Raw genomic sequence first — 16,757 nt, forward strand, 5'->3', positions numbered from 1 at the left:
AGGAGAGATAGAAACCTATTGCAGTCGTTCACTGTCACGATTGCCGCTATCCGTAACCGCTTGTCATTACACACTCGTGCGATCGACCCGCACGTTTATCCTCAATCATATGCTGTGATCGAACATGAGCGTTCTAGACGGGGATGGCGTCGACGCGCAGCCGGGGAGTGGCACCGCGTTGTCGGATGATTTTGGTCGGGAAGTAACCGGCGTGCGGGTATCGTTGACCGATCGATGTAATTTTGACTGCGTGTACTGCCACAACGAAGGGCTGGGCGACACTCGGGGACCAATGGAGCCCTCCGAATCGGAGATGAGTACCGACGACGTGGTCCGCTTTCTGGAGGTCGCCGAGGAGTTCGGCGTCGGCAAGGTGAAATTCACCGGCGGCGAGCCGATGCTTCGACAAGACCTCGAGGAGATCATCGAGCGAACGCCCGACAGCATGGAGGTCTCGATGACGACGAACGGGACCTTCCTGCCCGGCCGCGCTGCGGACCTCGTCGATGCAGGACTCGAACGAGTAAATGTCTCCCAGGACGCGCTCGATCCGGAGGCGTTCGCGGAGATCACCCAGTCAGGTGCGTACGAGCGGGTCATGGAGGGTGTTCAGGCCGCTCTCGACGCAGGATTGGATCCCGTGAAGCTCAACATGGTCGTCTTCGAACGCACCGCCGGCTACGTCGAGGGGATGGTCGACCACGTCGCCGAGAACGACGGCCTCCAGCTACAGTTGATCGAGTACATGCCAGAACTCACCGGCCGTCCAGACTGGAACATCGACATCCAGCGGGTCCACGACTGGCTCGCAGACATCGCCGACGAGGTCGAACACCGCGAGATGCACAACCGCAAGCGCTACTGGGTCAACGGCGGCATGGTCGAGATCGTCGATCCCGTCGAGAACGCGAACTTCTGCGCGAACTGCCACCGCGTCCGGGTGACCCACGAGGGCTACCTCAAGGGGTGTTTGAACCGCAACGACGATCTCAAGCCGATGGGCGAGATGACGAAACCCGAAATCAGGGCGGCGTTCAGACAGACCGTGGCCGATCGGGTCCCCTACTACGGCGAGTACATGGTTCGCGACGGCGAGGGGGGCTGGGAGTTCAACGAGAAGTACTTAGACGGCGACTGGTAGCGAAATATAATTGGATTTTATTCCCCGGTAAAGTACCACGGGTCGGGTGACCCGTGGCGTTCGCAGAGACACGTCACGCCCAGAATCGGGCGGTAAAGCGTGCGAATCTTTAATTCCCTTCGCGCTCCCGTTTGGTCGCGTGGAACCAGTAACACCCGAACACGCCGTTCGTGTCCGTGAAGGCCAGCCACTTTACGATGACTCGACACCACCCGTCTCACCACGTCTTACCATGTTTCAGTGCGTGGGTTTTGAGAGGTTGTTAACGGTGAGTTCCTATCAGACTCAACGAGTTGATGCGAAATAAAACCGTGGATTATGACGAGGAGCGTACGCGATTCACCCACGGCTCAGGTGTTGAGCAAATCGAAGATTTGCGAAAGCCGAAAACGGACGTTTTCGGAAACCCGTGGAACTCTCGCTGTACTCTTTAGATTCAATTACGCACTCCAACCGAGACACGACCCTGATTATCCACAGAAGATTTTTATCGTTCGTTCCGAACGTCAGATTATGGACCGCAGAGCCCTCCTCTCCGTTATTGGCGGTTCTTTCGTCGCACTCGCCGGGTGCGCCGCGGACGAGACCGATACGGACCCGACGACGAATGGGACCGGCACCGGGAACGGAACCGAGACTGACAAACAGAGCGGAACCGACGACGAGACGACTGCGATGACCGACATCGAACTCCAGCCCGTAAGCTACGTCGTCAACGCATACGAGCCGTCGCGCGGCCGCGGGATCGATCCGGACGACGTCGTCCCCGAAGACGAGATCCCGTCCGCACTGCGTGATCCACTCTCTGAGGCCCGCAATGGAACGTTCGAGACCGACGATCCAAGTGATGCCCTGCTGGCCGCAGTCGACGAGTTTCGCGAGTACGATCGCGGCGAGCTGAAGCCGTATGTCGAATTGGACGAGACACGGTACGTGTTCGACCCGACACTGCCGACGTTCGTCGCGGAGCTTCTGGACGAATACGCCGAGGAGTACGACGAGGACCGGGTGTTGCGAGAGGCGAGACAGCGCGAGGACTACCGCTCTGCGGCGGTAAAGGCGTTCGTCGACGCGTTGACGGCGTCTGGCACGCACATTCCACGCGCGGAGTACCGTCGATGTGTCCTCCCGGAATCCGTGGACGCCTTCCTCGACGAGTACGACTACCTCGAAGACCAATTCGGCGTCTCCCAGATCCGTACGACCGTCGAAAATGAGAATCCTCCGTACACAATTACGGCGCGCGAGTTGACAGAGGCGGACATGTGGGGCCAGCCGGTGGTCGACGAATCCGAACTCGCCGACGAAATTGTCGCGTTCTTTGAGCGTGCACTGTCGTCGCCACACCGGCGACCAGCGCTACCGTCTCCGGACCGCAGGCAGTACTTCACCGACGACGTGCCGGACGCCTACAACGACCTCGCCGCAGAATACGACACACCGCCGTACTACCGGCTCGACGACACGGTGTACGCCATCGCTGTCGGGGAGCCGCTGTACGATCGGCTTCCGGTGAATGTATCTGTCACGGCGGACGGCGGTGCCGAACTGGAGTTTACGCTCACGGTTTCGCCGGCCCCTGAGAAAGCCGACGGCGACGTGGAGGGGCCGTACACGTTCACGAGCCGGGGCGCGCTGCCGAGCGCGCTCTGGGTTCGCCACGAGGGTGAGCGGCGATCGCTAGAGATCGTCGATACCACTATCGAGGACGCCGAATCGAGCCGCTCGGACAGCGAGGTGCTGGAGACGGCAGATGCCGGCGACGATCTCGCCTCGACTTACGCGGTCCCGGCTGCCCTCCCCGCCGGCACGTACGTGAGCCGTGGGCTGTTCGGTCTCTCCTGGGGCGTTCCCGACCAGACGCCAGAGGAACACGGGATGTATCCGTTCGAGTTGGAACTCACGATCGAGTGATCCCGAACCGAATCCACGGATAGCAATAGCAACTGGCGGCGGCTTTACTAGAACGAATTGTGGAACGTACCGTCTCTACTGGCCGAGAGTGAAGTCGTCTAGTGATTCAACAGAGCCGGATTTCAGAGATCGGCGACGGCTTCGAGCGCGTCCGTGAGTGCGCGAATACTCTCGAGGGTGTGTTCGCCCATGTGGCCGATCCGGAACGTCTTCTCGCCAAGTTGTGAGCCGTAGCCGTTCGAAAAGACCATATCGTACTCCTCGCTAACTGCCTCTATCGTCGCTGCGACGTCAATCCCACGGGTGTTTTCGACGCAGGTTACCGTCTGTGAGGCGGCCGTCTCCTCGGGGAACACGTCGAAGTGATTGCGGGCCCACTCGCGGGTGTATTCGGCCATCTCGCGGTGGCGGCGATCGCGCGCGTCGTGGCCCTCCTCGAGCATGTACTTCATCTGCTTTCGATACGCGAGCATGAGCGGAATCGCCGGCGTCGAGTGGGTCTGGCCCTTGCGATCGTAGTAGTCCAGACATCGCTGGAAGCCGCCGTACCACGACGCGGAGTCGTTCTCGAGTTCGCGCTCGTATGCCGCGTCGCTGACGACACAGACCGCAAGCCCGGGCGGCATCGCGAACGCCTTCTGGGTCGAGGTAAAGATCGCGTCGATGTTGTGTTTCTCGATGTCGATGAAGTCCCCGCCGAGACAGGAGATCGCATCAACGACAAAGTACGTGTCCGGGTAGTCCGCGACGATGTCACCGATCGCCTCGATCGGATTGCGAACGCCCGTTGAGGTCTCGTTCATCACCGTGCCAACGACGTCGTAGTCGTTCGTTTCGAGCGCCTCGCGGACATCGTCAGGATCGACCGCCTGGCCCCAGTCGTACGCAATTCGATCGACATCCTTACCGAGGCGCTCGGCGACGTTGGCCTGTCGTTCGCTGAAGCTACCGCAGGTGAGACAGAGCATCGAATCGTCGACGAGATTCAGCGTCGTCGCCTCCCAGAACTCCGTCCCAGAGGCCGAGAGGATGATCACGTCGTTGTCTGTCCCGAGGAACTCCTTCGTGTCCTCGACGATCGTCGTGTAGAGGTCAGTCATTCGGTCCATGCGGTGGCCAAACATCGGTTGGGCCATCGCGTCGATCACGTCTTCGCGGACCTCCGTGGGCCCGGGAAGGTACAGCGTCTTGTCTGGATAGTCGTCGGTATACTCGCGTTTGTCCATTGAATCGTCCACCGTTGGCTGTCGTTGGGCAGCGGAACGATATGGCAGTTGTGATCCCGTCATTGCTTCCGAGCACAGAGACGCGACAACCCTCCTCGGTCACCGCGACCCACGGCTTCAAGACGCTGTCGACCGTGCGGATTGCCATGACCGATCGCTGCCCATTGCTCGAATATCGATCCGAACACGGCGACCGCGATTTTGCGGTTGATCGCGCCTTCTGTACCGCGGTCGACCGGTTCGTCCAGCCGATGCGTGCGGACATATGTAATGGCCGGTATGACCTCTCGCACGCAAGTGACTGTGAGTTCTACGACGATTACTACGCGAAGACCGACAAGTCTCTGCTAGAACAGGCCGACGATGAGTCAGGCGATCGCGAATGACCTACCGCGAGTATCTCGACGAGAAGCCGATCATCATTACCGCAGCGCTGACCGGCGGTGTCCACGGCAAGGAAGCGAACCCAAACCTGCCAGAAACGCCCGAAGAGATCGCGACGGCGGCTGCAGCCTGCGAAGCCGCGGGCGCGAGCATCCTGCACCTGCACGCCCGGCGACCGAACGGCGAGCGGGCCTTCTCGACCAAGCGGTTCCAAGCTGTCACCGACGCAGTTCGATCGGCAACCGAAGACGCGATCATCCAGCACTCGACGGGTGGAACTGCCGCACCCGACGATCTCCGCGTCGAACCGCTGTTGACCGATCCCGCGCCAGAGATGGCCTCGCTTGATATGGGGCCGCTGAACCGCTACGATCGGCTCACGAGCGAGAATACGCGAGAGCTGGTCGATCGGCTCCACGAGATAATGAGCGATCGCGGAATCAAACCCGAACTGGAAGTGTTCAATGGCGGCCACCTCAACGAGTCGCTGCGGATCGTCGACGAGCTACGCGATCCACCGTACATCAATCTCGTCTTCGGCGGCGGGACAACGACGATCCCACATCCTCGAAACCTCCAGACGCTCGTCGACAACCTGCCCGACGGCGCGGAGTTCAACGTCCTTGGCTTTGGTGCCCATCAGCTTCCGATGACGACCCACGGGCTGTTGCTCGGCGGCCACGTCCGGGTCGGCCTCGAGGACAATCTCTACTACCGTCGTGGAAAACTCGCAGAGAGCAACGCCCAACTGGTCGAGCGCGCGGCCCGAATCGCCACGGAACTGGGTCGGCCTGTCGCGTCGCCGGCGGAGGCCCGATCGATCCTCAACGTTACGTGACGTTCGGCCCGCGGTTTATATACGAGCGCGGAGCCAGTGCTGCGCGATCGTGTCTCCGTTCGCCTGGCTGAACACTGCCCCGTTTGTTGTCGGCCTCACGGCCTATGTCTTTGCGGGTGCAACGCTGGGGATCGCAAGCGGGCTCGTTCCCGGGCTCCATGCGAACAACTTCGCGCTTTTGCTCGCGGCTGCCGCGCCGACGATCGACGCCGATCCGCTGTTCTTGGGGACGGCGATGCTGGCCGCAGGCGTCGTCCACAGCTTTCTCGACATCGTACCCGCGCTCGCACTCGGTGTACCGGATGCGGCGATGGCGATCGCGGCGCTGCCGGGTCATCGACTAGTGTTGGCCGGCCGCGGTCGGGAGGCCTTGCGACTCTCTGCACTTGGGAGTCTGGTGGCAGTCGTGCTCGCAATCCCGCTTGCGGTTCCGATTACCGCGGCGATGGTGCGGCTGTACCCGACAATTCGATCGAATCTGGCGATTGTCCTCGTGGGGATTGTCTGCTTGCTCGTTGTGACTGAACGATCGCCGCGGCGAGCGCTCGCCGCACTCGCACTCCTCGCCGCGAGCGGACTGTTAGGAATTGCGACGCTGGATGTCGATCCTGATGCGCCGCTCGGTGCCGGAAGTATGCTCGTCCCGCTTTTGAGTGGGCTATTCGGCGCGCCCGTTCTCATCGACGCACTCGACGGAACGGGGGTTCCCCCACAAGGTGGTGCCGAGTTATTGCTTCCCAGACGGCGATTTCTCGGCACAGCAGGGGCTGGATCGATCGCCGGCGCGATCGTTGGGTATCTCCCAGGCGTCTCAGCGGCGATCGCGAGCGTCCTTGCGCTGCCAGCAGTCCCGGCAGAGGATGTCGATCGGGGCTTCATCGTCGTGACGAGCGGGGCCAGTACGTCGAACACGGTCTTCGCGCTGTGTGCGTTGGTCGCGCTCGGGACGCCACGGACCGGCGTCACAGTCGCTATGGACAACGCGGGCGTCCCCCTGGAGCTCCCGGTTTTGTTGGTGACAGTCGTAATCGCCGCGTGCGCGGGGTTTCTCGGCGTCATCATGCTTGGCGATCGAGTGCTGGCTGTCATCGGCTCGATCGAGCCAGAGATTGTCTCCAGCGTGGTTTTGGTCCTGCTCGTTGGACTCTCAGCCGGGTTTGCGGGGGTCTTCGGGGCGATCGTCTTTCCGGTAGCAACCCTGTTAGGACTGGTTCCGCCGCGGCTTGGAGTACGACGGGTGACGCTGATGGGTGTATTGATCGGCCCGCTGTTGGTTGGCTGAGCCACGGTCCCACGCGAGCGTCGGCGGTAGCAATCGGGGAGAGGTCGGAAAGATAACGGTTAAAAGTCGTCCGACGGTTAGTAGAGGTATGAGCGAGAGTCAGCAGGAATCGACGCGTCAGTGCGTCTCCTGTGGAATCAACGTCGCCGGGATGAACGCCGCGCGGTTTAAGTGTCCGGACTGCGGCACCGAAATCCACCGGTGTGCGAAGTGCCGAAAGCAGAGCAACCTCTATGAGTGTCCCGACTGCGGATTCCGAGGGCCATAACCATGGGAAAAGTCGCTGCCAAAATGAAAGTCATGCCGAATAGCCCAGAGCTCGATCTCGACGAGTTAGAAGACAAACTCGAAGCCTCCCTCCCCGAGGGCGCACAGATCAACGGCTTCGAGCGTGACGACGTCGCGTTCGGTCTGGTTGCGGTGTTGCCGACCGTATTGGTTGCCGACGACGCCGGTGGAACCGAAGCGGTCGAAGAGGCGTTCAGCGGCGTCGAAGGCGTCGAGAGCGTCTCCGTTGAGAACGTCGGCCGCGTCTGAGCACCTGCGCGATTGACCGGTTCTTTTTGCGATGGGCTCCAACCGTAAGAGGCGTCTGGTATCGCTCCCACAGCCACCGTAGGCGGCCAAGTCGTGTCGCGTCGGTTGGGCTCGCATAAACTGGGAATTATCGATAGTATTGATTCGACGGAAGACAAATCTGAATCTATGGGAACCGATCGGATTCTGCTCGCGACAGATGGCACAGAGAGCGCGCTAGCGGCGACCCGTGAGGCGATCGAAATTGCGGCCAATCGCGGCGCGACGCTGCACGCAATCTATGTGATCGAACCACCGTCTGACTACGACAATGATATCATCGATCGTGAGGAGCTCGAAGCAGACTTGCTTGCGACGGGAACGAACGTGCTCGAGGATGTCGAGGCGGCAGCGGCGGCAGCGTCGGTGCCAATTCGAACAACGATCGACGACGGCCGCCCGGGAGACGTGCTGCTATCGTACGCAAAGACCGAAGACGTGGATCTGATTGTGGTCGGAGCCTACGGCGATCGGTCGGGGGTTACGTACGCACTGTTGGGCAGTACCGCCGACGCACTCGTCCGTGAGTCACGGTGTCCAGTGCTCGTTTGTCCGCCGACAGAGGAGTAAGCAGCGAGCTACGTCCGATCGGTCGGTGTAGAACACCGCAGACACAGCGTCGTGTTAGCGACGTAGTTCACGTCGTCAGCGCCACACGTCGGACAGCGGAACCGTCCCGTGTTGTACTCGGTCGATCCCCGCGGCGCGTGGAGCTTCTCGGCGTCGATCCTGGCATCAACGATCGAGGCAGTTCGCGAGCGCTTCACGGACACCCGACGCGTGAGCGCGTCGTCGCCGTTGCCGTGGATGTCGTCCCACCCGAGGTCGTCTGGGCGCGAGAGGTGTGCAAGCAGTTCCGTCCCGGCCTGCAAAAAGGGCCGGCCAGTCTCCGTTGCGGGCGAATCGATCCCAGCGTCTGCGTAGGCTGCGGCGGCGCGATCGTACGCATCGCTTGCTTTGTCCCTATCGCCGAGGATACTTCTGAAGTCCCCGATCCACTCGTTGCAATTGGCCCGTTCAACGGCACTTTCGAGCACCGCGTCCCGAAGCTCACCAGCGACAAGGATACCTTGGCCCGCAAGGGCACTCGCGCGACCGTGATCGCCGGCGATTCGGTGACAGACCGCGGCAGTTGCCAGCGACGCCAGCCCTCGAGCGGCTCGCGATCGCTCCGGAGACGCATAGAGGCCGTTGCTTCGCTCCGTTTGGCCTGAAAACACCGCATACGCGTCGAGTGTGTACGCCTCGGCTGCGTCGGTGTACCGTTCGTCTGCGATGTGTCCGATCGCGCGATCCCGTAGGCGGGTGCTCGCGTCCATGCAGTTGGTTCGGTTCGAACAGGGTTAATGGATCCGCCAGCCAGAATCCGCCAGCCGGACAAAACCGTCCAGCCACCGGAGAAAGACTTGTTACGACCAATCACGTTAATTTGGTATAGTGACTTTTCGCGTACGCAAACCAAAACACCTGTGAGCTGTTGGGTATTGATCAAGCAACGCTCAAAGAGATCAACCCAGTCGACATCCACGTCCACGAGCCGGATTCGTTCCAGTAATTCGTCGATCAAATTCAAACGGACAGCAGGGCGCGTACACCCCGACGTTCATATCAGACAATATATTAGTCGACCGTGCCAGTTGAGATGTCCAGGCTGCAGGTCGAACTTGACGATCGCGTCGTGGTGCTCGACACCTCGCCGCCGCAGGCGTATCCGCTTCGGGTTCTCAATTTTCACGAGATTGTCAACGATAGTGTGGATGGACGACCGATCGCAGTCATGTGGTGTCCTCGCTGTGGAAACAGTCGCGTGGAACTGCGATCGCCGGCGAGCTCGACGGCGAAACCCTGTCGATTCTGCCGGCGTCGATACTCACATACGACGCCTTCGAGCGTGCCCACCCTGACGGAATCGTGCTTGATCGAACCGACACAAAAAGCGAGGCGGCGAGCGACACCGACGAACCGGCGGCGATCGACTACGAGACAGACCCCTACGCCGAGTACGCACAGCGTCCCGGATTCGGTCTGGGAGCACACCGCGGTACCGGAAGTCGTGACTGGGATCGCGACGACATCGATCCGAAGACAGTAGTTGTTGGGATTGAACCCCGAGAGCTGACCGAGGACGACACTGACGGCGGCGAGCCGACCAAGGGCACCGACAGCAGTGAACCGATCGGCGTGCCGCTTCCGGCCGTTGAAGCCGCTGGCGGCGTACTGACAGTCACAATTGACGGCAACGCAGACGACATCACGATTATCGCCGGAGCCGACGGTGTCTTTGCGTTTGCAGATCCCGGCTTTGATCTCCAGTTTGTCGAGGGGGTGCTCCGCGGAGACGGGACAACGTGGGATCCAGTGACTGCCCAGAGCGACGATGGGCGTCTCCTGTCTCATGTTCCGATCAAGCGACTGTTCGCATTTGCCTGGCAGGACGATCACGGCCCGGACGCGTTCTGGATCGAGTAATGGTTGCCGCGAAGCTCGTCGATCCAATCGCCAATCGCCCCGAAGCTACAGTTTCCCGGCAAGCACCTTTGCCGCGACGAGGATCGGATCCCACACCGGGCTGAACGGCGGGGCGTACGCGAGATCGAGGCGCTCGACTTCAGGGACCGTGAGATCGGCCTCCAGCGCTGTCGCGACGGTGTCGATCCGGATCGCGGCGCGGTCGGCCCCGACGATCGAGCCGCCGAGGAGTCGTTCGGTTTCTCGATCGCCCACAAGCGTGACTGTCGTTTTCGCGTTGCCGGGGTAGTAGCCAGAGCGCGAGCCGGCGTCGATCGTTACCGAGACTGGATCGAACCCGGCCGCTCGTGCCTCCTCGGTGTCGATGATTCCGCAGCGTCCGCATTCGAGATCGAACGCCTTCAGCACCGCTGTTCCGGCGACCTCGCCGACCGGCATGGGCGCGCCAGCGACCGTGGCACCGATCGCTCGGCCTGCTCGGTTCGCAGTCAACCCAAGCGGGACCCACACGTCCTCGCCGGTCACCGCGTGACGTGCAGTCGCGACATCACCAGCCGCGAAGACGTTCGGAAGTGTTGTCCGCCCGTACTCGTCAGTACGGATCGCCCCGCCAGGACCGTATTCAATCGCTGTACCCTGGACCAGTTCGGTGTTCGGAACGATTCCGACGCCGACGATCGCCAGTTCGGCATCGATGTCGCCGAGCGGTGTTTCGACCGCGCGGAGTCGGCCGTCGTCATCTCCAATGAGTCTGTTGACCGGGGCCGCCGTGTGGACGCTCACGCCTTTTGATTCAAGATGCGGCTCAACCCGATCGGCAACCGATTCGCCGAACGGTGGAAGGATGTGTGAAGATCGCTGAAAAAGGTGAACGTTAAGCCCGCGATCGGCGAGTGCCTCTGCCATTTCGACTCCGACGTAGCCTGCACCGACGATCGCGGCAGTCTGTGGCGCGGGCTGGGTGCGGTTATGCTCGACGCGCTCTGCGTCGACAGGGCCATCCCCAAGCCGTGATCGATCGTAGCCGTCTGGATCGGCAATGTAGGCGTCGATCGCGGCCGCATCGTCGAGTCCGTGGAGCGTAAACACGCCGTCAAGCCCGGACACGTCGAACGGACCGCTCGTTGCGCGTCCCCCTGTGCCGATGAGCAAGTCGCCGTAGGGCTGATCAAACACCCGACCAGACGCCGCGTCCTGAACCCTGACAAGTTGGTCGTCAGGATCGACAGACAGAACCTCGTGGCCGCGGCGCAGGTCGATTCCCCGCTCAGCAGCCTCCTCCGGCGACAGCGACAGCAGATCAGTGAGTTGTTCGACACGTCCTGCGATGAAATACGGCTGTCCGCAGTGGGCATACGAAATCCACCGGCCCTTCTCGAAGACGATGACATCGCGATCGGGTGCCTCCCGCCTACATTTGCTGGCTGCGCTCAACCCGGCGGCGTCCCCGCCAACAACCACGAATGGCTCGGAGGTCATACCCGAGAATCGCGTCGAATCCATAAAATAGTGTGTCAGCTCAGCTGCTCACTCGGAAGCCATCGCACACGCGAGCGCAAACGGGACTGTGTAGACGATGTGACCGATCGTGCTGATGATCGTCCCGGGAATCCCGATCGGAAATTGGCTACCCCCACCGGGCCCCGGCCGCTCGTCGAGACGGAACCTACTTACACCAGTCAACCGATCGATACGTATGAAACTCGCGGACGCGCACGTGCTCATCACCGGCGGGGCGGGGTTGATCGGCAGCCATCTCGCCGCGCGATTGCTTGAACAGGGAGCGACAGTCCGGGTCGCCGACGATCTCTCAAAAGGAAGCCGCGATCGAATTCCCGAGGGCGCGTCGTTCGTCGACGCCGATATGACCAATGAAAACGACGTATCCGAGGCGGTCACCGAAGAGATAGACATCGTTTTTCATCTCGCGGCGTACACCGACACGAACTTCGACGACGATCGGACGCTGTTCGAAGAAAACACCGAGATGACGTACAACGTTCTCGAACGAATGACAGAGGTCGGCGTAGACAAACTCGCGTTCACCTCCTCGTCAACAGTGTACGGCGAAGCACCCCGCCCGACGCCCGAGGATTACGCCCCGTTGGAGCCGATCTCGATCTACGGCTCCTCGAAGCTCGCCGACGAGGCACTGCTTTCGACGTACGCACACTCCTACGGCTTCACCGCGTGGGTGTTCCGGTTTGCAAACATCGTCGGGCCACACCAGCGCGGCAACGTCATTCCCGACTTCATCGAGAAATTACAAGACGACCCAACTGAACTCGAGATTCTCGGCGACGGTCGCCAGGAGAAGTCCTATATGCACGTCGAGGAGTGCGTCGAGGCCATGCAACACGTCGTCGAGACCGCCGAAGAGGATCTCAACACGTACAATCTCGGGACGCGGACGACAACGTCTGTGACCGCGATCGCCGATATCGTCGCCGACGAGATGGGAATCAACCCCGAATACGCCTACACCGGCGGCGATCGCGGGTGGACCGGAGACGTCCCGAAAATGCGGCTATCGATCGAAAAACTCGCCGCGCTTGGGTGGGAGCCGAAGCGATCGAGCCACGAGGCTGTCCGGGCGGCCGCCCGACAGCTGATTGCAGAGATTGTCGGCGCGTCGGCCACGTAGTAGGTACGGCAACTCACGCCCAAGGCTGGTCTTTAGGCCAGCGATTGATCCTTCGTTTCAGCAGGACTGAGATGTTCCATTCCCCAGTCGCGCATTGCCATTATCACCGGTTCAAGCGATCGTCCCTGCTCAGTGAGCGAGTAGCTCACCCGAAACGGCTTTTCGCTCACGATTTCACGATCGACCAGACACTTCGTTTCGAGGTCTTCCAGCGAGTCTGAGAGCACTTTGCCCGAGATGCCGTCAACCTCGCGTTTGAGCTCATTGAACCCCAGCGGCCCATTCTCGAGCAGTCGATGGATGACGACCGGATGCCACTTCTTGCCGATGAGCGTCGCCGTTGAGGTGATCGGACACCACTCCTCGCCTGCACACCACACAGGAATTGCCATGTCTTGCTCGGTCATGTTCAAAACTATGCGGTCACATGTAAAGTAGTTACTGATGGTAACTTAATTTCTAAAAGATACTTTCGTCGATCGGTGTGACCTGCCGGCCGAACTTTTGTGCTCGCGTGCACCAATAGCGATGTGCAACCGAACGCATTCCAAACAGAGACTGGAGTCAGCGTTACTGCCGTGACCACAGAGGAAATGCGTGATGTCGATCGAGTCGCTGTCGAGACGATCGGCCTTGCCCTCTTGCAAATGATGGAAAACGCCGGCCGGACACTGGCGTGGCACGCGCGTGAACTCGCCGCAGGACCGATCGTAGTCGTTGCCGGAAACAGTGGCAACGGCGGCGGTGGGATGGCGTCTGCGAGACACCTCACGAATCACGAATGTGACGTGACAGTCGTTCTCGACCGCCCGCCGACAGAGCTCTCCGGTGCGGCGGCGAGGCAGTACCGGATCCTCGACGCGTCTGCGGTCCCCGTGTACCACGGGGAGGAGGCCACGGCAGCGATCGCTGATGCAGAGACGATCGTCGACGCGCTCGTCGGCTACGGGTTGAGTGGGCCGGTCCGCGGGGATGCACAGAGATTGATAGCTGCCATAGAAGACACCTCGGCGGCAGTTTGCTCACTCGACATACCGTCAGGCCGAGACGCGACAACCGGGGCGATTCAGGGAGTGGCTGTCGAGCCTGATCGAACGGTCACGCTCGCGCTCCCGAAGACAGGGATGCACGCAACTGCGGGCTTCGGCACACTGTACCTTGCGGACATCGCGATTCCAGCGGCTGTGTACGATCGCCTCGAGATCCCGTACGATCGGCCGTTTGGCGATCAAATGTGGGTTCGGCTGTCTCGCTGATCTGTTCGCAAGTGAGCGACTGCCCACGGGGTAACGAAACGCTCAGCAAACAGCTATGGCCCAGAGCGACAAGCACGTTGTATGTCCACAGAGCACAATGGCGAGAACGGGTCAGGGCACGCCGATGGCCCGATCAAGCCGGTTTCGATTGCCGGCGAGCTTGCCGCGTCAGTGGCAGATCCCGGCCGGGTGATCATTCTATTTTACGCAGAGTGGTGTGAGCCGTGTCGCACGATTATGCCGATCGTCGAGCAGTTCGCAACCGACGATCCAACACCAGTGTTTAGTGTTGACGTCGAGTCCTATCCCGTTCTCGGAGAGACCGCAGACGTCGAGCGGCTTCCGACGATCGTCAGGTACGCTGACGGAGCCGAACAGGACCGTATCGAAGGCGTCTGCTCGGCCGAAGAGCTGGCAACGCTCGTCATCTGACCGGCGCGTCGACACGTATCGACTGGCGAGTCTGCGTCTTCGTCGCCCTCGGGTCCGTCACTCATTCCTCACCAGCGCGGCGGGTGAGGTCGATTCGGTAGTCAGTTAATATGTCACGGCCGAGCAAGACCGGGTACCGCATGCCGCTCCGGTCGGAGATGTTGGCTTCGACGGTGTGCCATGACGAGTCGGTGCCGATCGACACTTCCACCAGTGGACGGCGGCGAATACCCGAACCATTCCGGACCGTCGCGTGTCCAACGATCGGACCGACACCAATCTCTCCAGCCAGTTTGGTGTCGATGCTTGTTCGTCGCGCGCCGGTGTCAACTTTCCCAACGGCGTCCACGCGGCCGTCAGTTCCAGAAACTGTTACGTCGGCAGTGTAGCCGATTGTCGGCGTTTCGGTGTCACGCTCAGTTCGTTGCCGGTAGCTGGTATCAGGGGGAGAGGTGTCAAACTCCTCGCGCACAGCCGCAAGCGCCGCAGTATCGACCCGGCCACCGGCACGTTCGATCGCCGCCCGGGCGATCGCTGCGGCCGGATTAATACCCGTCGCCGATCTGAATCCTTTGAACCCGGCGGTTGCGTTGACCTCGAGGACGTACCACTCATCTGCAGAGCGGATCAGGTCGACACCCGCGTAATCGAGCCCGAGCGCGGCCGTCGCGTCGATCGCCAGGTCGTACGCGGCCGACTCGAGACTGTCGCTCACGTCTTCAACACTGCTCCCACGGGCGACGTTCGATCGCCATTCGTCCGGCGCGGCAGTCCGTCGCATTGCGCCGATGGCCTCCCCATCGACAACGTATACCCGGATGTCGGAGGGCCGTTCGCCGTCGGTTTCGATGAATGACTGGAGGAACGATTGCCAGCCTTGGATCCGCGCTGGGATCGCGTCCGATGATTCGACGGCCTCCATCCGCTGGCCGTTCGTCCCGATTCCCGCTTTGTGAACCGCGCGGCCGTCGAGGGTGTCGAGGCGGTCTTGTAACCGGGTGCCGCTGATCGCAAAGTACGCGTCGGGCACTGGGATACCCGCGTCAGCGAGAACCGATGCGGCTCTGACCTTGTGGATCGCCCGTGAAACCGCCTCTGCGCCGTTGAGCGTTGGGACTGTGCGTTCGAACAGCCCGAGCACCTCAATCTCCTCGAGCGGTCGATCGCTCTTCGTTAACAAGAGCCGATTGCAGAGTACGTCGACCGACGGCTTAATCTCGATCGTCCCGTCTTGTACCGACCATGAGAAGTCCTCACGACGGATCCAGACTGGCGTGTGACCGAGTTCGGTCACCGCGTTGCAGATGGCTTTGGTTTCCGCGCTGTTGTGCAGACTCAAAACCCCTACCAAGAGCGGGTCAGCCTTGCGCGGTGAGTGCATAGGTAGTATAACAGTTGCTGGGTGTATAGCCTCTCGCTTACCCGCCGAAACCAGGTGAGAGAACGCTTAGGAGGAGGTTTTGTAAGATAGATCCCTAGAGGAGATATGTCACAATCGGTAGCGTTCAGCTACGAGGGAGGACGGGTCGAACCAGGGGAGACCGCACAGTTTCGGTTTGCAGTCAGCGAGACGTACCTGGGAGATCCGGTTCGAATCCCGGTGACGATCATCAACGGCGAGGTCGACGGCCCGACCGTGTTTTTATCCGCGGCTATACACGGCGACGAGCTCAACGGGATCGAAGTCGTTCGAGAAGTCGCCCACGAGTGGAGCCACGACAATGTCTGTGGAACACTCGTCTGTCTGCCCGTTTTGAACGTTCCGGGGTTTATCACCCAACAGCGGTACCTGCCGATCTACGATCGCGACCTCAACCGCGCGTTTCCCGGAAAGAAAGGAAGTACGAGTGCGAGGCGCATCGCTCAGCGTATTTTTGATAACTTCATTGAACCGTGTGATTTCGGGCTGGATTTTCACACCTCGACCCGCGGGCGAACAAACATGTTCCAGGTCCGTGCGGACATGGCAGATCCAGCAGTGGATCGGCTCGCACGCGCCTACGGAACGAACCTCATCATTGCCGGCCGGGGATCGAGCGGGATGCTCCGTCGGGAGGCGACCGAGGCGGGTGTTCCGACGGTCACGATCGAGATGGGGCAGGCCCACCGCTTCGAGCGTGAACTGATCGACCACGCGCTGGATGGTGTTCGGAGCGTCTTCGCTGAGTACGGCGTCTTCCCACAGGAGACCGTACGGTGGCCCGGCTGGACGACAGTCATCGAAGACAGCGACGAAAAGACGTGGCTCAGGGCTGATCAGGGCGGCATCGTTGAAATGCAGCACGATCGTGGCGATTATGTTGCTGAGGGCGAGACCATCTGTCGGATCACGAGCCCGTTCAAAACTGATACTGCCCACGTGGACGCCCCGTTCGATGGGATTATTGTTGGCGTTCTGGAGAACCCTGTCGTCTATCCGGGGAACCCGCTGTGTCACTTTGTTGCTGTTGAAGGGGCAGTGAAATCGATCGTTTCGAAGGCTGGAACGGCACCAGCGCAGAGTTCCTAATCATTCGCCAACAAAGGAGATCGAGACTGCCGTTACTGCCTCGTTAGCGAGCACTTATTAGGTTACAGATAGTAACTACATAGTGT

Annotated in this window: 17 protein-coding genes and 1 pseudogene; 13 read left to right on the forward strand and 5 right to left on the reverse strand. The window is 60.8% G+C overall.

Annotated elements, in window-relative coordinates; translation table 11 throughout:
- Window positions 1-124 precede the first annotated feature (124 nt).
- Both moaA and E5K03_RS12995 read left to right on the forward strand, forming a co-directional pair.
- Window positions 125-1,141 (forward strand): GTP 3',8-cyclase MoaA, encoded by a 1,017-nt coding sequence (moaA, locus tag E5K03_RS12990; RefSeq protein ID WP_137196184.1) that lies wholly within the window; start codon window positions 125-127, stop codon window positions 1,139-1,141.
- A 513-nt stretch (window positions 1,142-1,654) separates the two neighbouring features.
- Window positions 1,655-3,055 carry a hypothetical protein gene (locus E5K03_RS12995; protein ID WP_138007245.1) on the forward strand — a complete coding sequence of 467 codons (1,401 nt, stop codon included), beginning with the start codon at window positions 1,655-1,657 and terminating at the stop codon, window positions 3,053-3,055.
- Between the two features lie 122 nt (window positions 3,056-3,177).
- Here E5K03_RS12995 and E5K03_RS13000 read toward each other — a convergent pair whose 3' ends face one another.
- Complete coding sequence (locus tag E5K03_RS13000) at window positions 3,178-4,281, reverse strand: pyridoxal-phosphate-dependent aminotransferase family protein (protein WP_138007246.1); 1,104 nt, start codon at window positions 4,279-4,281, stop codon at window positions 3,178-3,180.
- Between the two features lie 41 nt (window positions 4,282-4,322).
- On the opposite strand from E5K03_RS13000, the gene E5K03_RS13005 reads away from it, so the two are divergent.
- From E5K03_RS13005 to E5K03_RS13030, 6 genes are all read left to right on the forward strand, one after another.
- Window positions 4,323-4,667, forward strand: coding sequence for a hypothetical protein (locus E5K03_RS13005; RefSeq protein WP_321167631.1), 345 nt, complete (start codon window positions 4,323-4,325; stop codon window positions 4,665-4,667).
- Window positions 4,664-5,503, forward strand: a complete 840-nt coding sequence (locus E5K03_RS13010) for a BKACE family enzyme (RefSeq protein ID WP_138007247.1) — start codon at window positions 4,664-4,666, stop codon at window positions 5,501-5,503. Before E5K03_RS13005 ends, E5K03_RS13010 begins: the two co-directional genes overlap by 4 nt.
- A gap of 49 nt (window positions 5,504-5,552) precedes the next feature.
- A complete protein-coding gene (locus E5K03_RS13015) occupies window positions 5,553-6,785 on the forward strand; it encodes a tripartite tricarboxylate transporter permease (protein ID WP_240730026.1) in 1,233 nt (410 codons plus the stop codon).
- A gap of 88 nt (window positions 6,786-6,873) precedes the next feature.
- A complete protein-coding gene (locus tag E5K03_RS13020) occupies window positions 6,874-7,053 on the forward strand; it encodes an HVO_2753 family zinc finger protein (RefSeq protein WP_137196188.1) in 180 nt (59 codons plus the stop codon).
- A 2-nt stretch (window positions 7,054-7,055) separates the two neighbouring features.
- Window positions 7,056-7,322 carry an elongation factor 1-beta gene (locus E5K03_RS13025; RefSeq protein ID WP_138007248.1) on the forward strand — a complete coding sequence of 89 codons (267 nt, stop codon included), beginning with the start codon at window positions 7,056-7,058 and terminating at the stop codon, window positions 7,320-7,322.
- A 168-nt stretch (window positions 7,323-7,490) separates the two neighbouring features.
- Window positions 7,491-7,931, forward strand: a complete 441-nt coding sequence (locus E5K03_RS13030) for a universal stress protein (RefSeq protein WP_138007249.1) — start codon at window positions 7,491-7,493, stop codon at window positions 7,929-7,931.
- A gap of 8 nt (window positions 7,932-7,939) precedes the next feature.
- Here the strand turns inward: E5K03_RS13030 and E5K03_RS13035 are convergent, their stop codons facing one another.
- Window positions 7,940-8,680, reverse strand: coding sequence for a hypothetical protein (locus E5K03_RS13035; RefSeq protein WP_138007250.1), 741 nt, complete (start codon window positions 8,678-8,680; stop codon window positions 7,940-7,942).
- Between the two features lie 323 nt (window positions 8,681-9,003).
- On the opposite strand from E5K03_RS13035, the pseudogene E5K03_RS17600 reads away from it, so the two are divergent.
- Window positions 9,004-9,830 (forward strand): annotated as a pseudogene (locus E5K03_RS17600) (DUF3179 domain-containing (seleno)protein).
- 45 nt (window positions 9,831-9,875) lie between these two features.
- Here the strand turns inward: E5K03_RS17600 and E5K03_RS13045 are convergent.
- Window positions 9,876-11,309 carry an FAD-dependent oxidoreductase gene (locus tag E5K03_RS13045; protein ID WP_138007252.1) on the reverse strand — a complete coding sequence of 478 codons (1,434 nt, stop codon included), beginning with the start codon at window positions 11,307-11,309 and terminating at the stop codon, window positions 9,876-9,878.
- A 217-nt stretch (window positions 11,310-11,526) separates the two neighbouring features.
- Here E5K03_RS13045 and E5K03_RS13050 point away from each other — a divergent pair, with 217 nt between their 5' ends.
- Complete coding sequence (locus tag E5K03_RS13050) at window positions 11,527-12,474, forward strand: NAD-dependent epimerase/dehydratase family protein (protein ID WP_138007253.1); 948 nt, start codon at window positions 11,527-11,529, stop codon at window positions 12,472-12,474.
- A 32-nt stretch (window positions 12,475-12,506) separates the two neighbouring features.
- Here E5K03_RS13050 and E5K03_RS13055 read toward each other — a convergent pair whose 3' ends face one another.
- Window positions 12,507-12,881, reverse strand: a complete 375-nt coding sequence (locus E5K03_RS13055; protein WP_138007254.1) for a winged helix-turn-helix transcriptional regulator — start codon at window positions 12,879-12,881, stop codon at window positions 12,507-12,509.
- Window positions 12,882-13,004: 123 nt separating this feature from the next.
- Between E5K03_RS13055 and E5K03_RS13060 the strand changes: the two genes are divergently transcribed.
- Both E5K03_RS13060 and E5K03_RS13065 read left to right on the forward strand, forming a co-directional pair.
- A complete protein-coding gene (locus tag E5K03_RS13060; protein ID WP_240730028.1) occupies window positions 13,005-13,730 on the forward strand; it encodes an NAD(P)H-hydrate epimerase in 726 nt (241 codons plus the stop codon).
- A gap of 81 nt (window positions 13,731-13,811) precedes the next feature.
- The gene (locus tag E5K03_RS13065) at window positions 13,812-14,162 is read left to right on the forward strand and encodes a thioredoxin family protein (protein ID WP_138007255.1); all 351 of its coding nucleotides are present in this window, start codon (window positions 13,812-13,814) and stop codon (window positions 14,160-14,162) included.
- A gap of 61 nt (window positions 14,163-14,223) precedes the next feature.
- Here the strand turns inward: E5K03_RS13065 and E5K03_RS13070 are convergent, their stop codons facing one another.
- Window positions 14,224-15,543 (reverse strand): RimK family alpha-L-glutamate ligase, encoded by a 1,320-nt coding sequence (locus E5K03_RS13070; protein WP_138007256.1) that lies wholly within the window; start codon window positions 15,541-15,543, stop codon window positions 14,224-14,226.
- A gap of 105 nt (window positions 15,544-15,648) precedes the next feature.
- Here E5K03_RS13070 and E5K03_RS13075 point away from each other — a divergent pair, with 105 nt between their 5' ends.
- A complete protein-coding gene (locus E5K03_RS13075) occupies window positions 15,649-16,671 on the forward strand; it encodes a succinylglutamate desuccinylase/aspartoacylase family protein (protein ID WP_138007257.1) in 1,023 nt (340 codons plus the stop codon).
- Window positions 16,672-16,757: the final 86 nt, after the last annotated feature.

Origin of the sequence: Halalkalirubrum salinum (assembly GCF_005543295.1) — an archaeon.
In the GTDB taxonomy this organism is placed as follows: domain Archaea; phylum Halobacteriota; class Halobacteria; order Halobacteriales; family Haloferacaceae; genus Halalkalirubrum; species Halalkalirubrum salinum.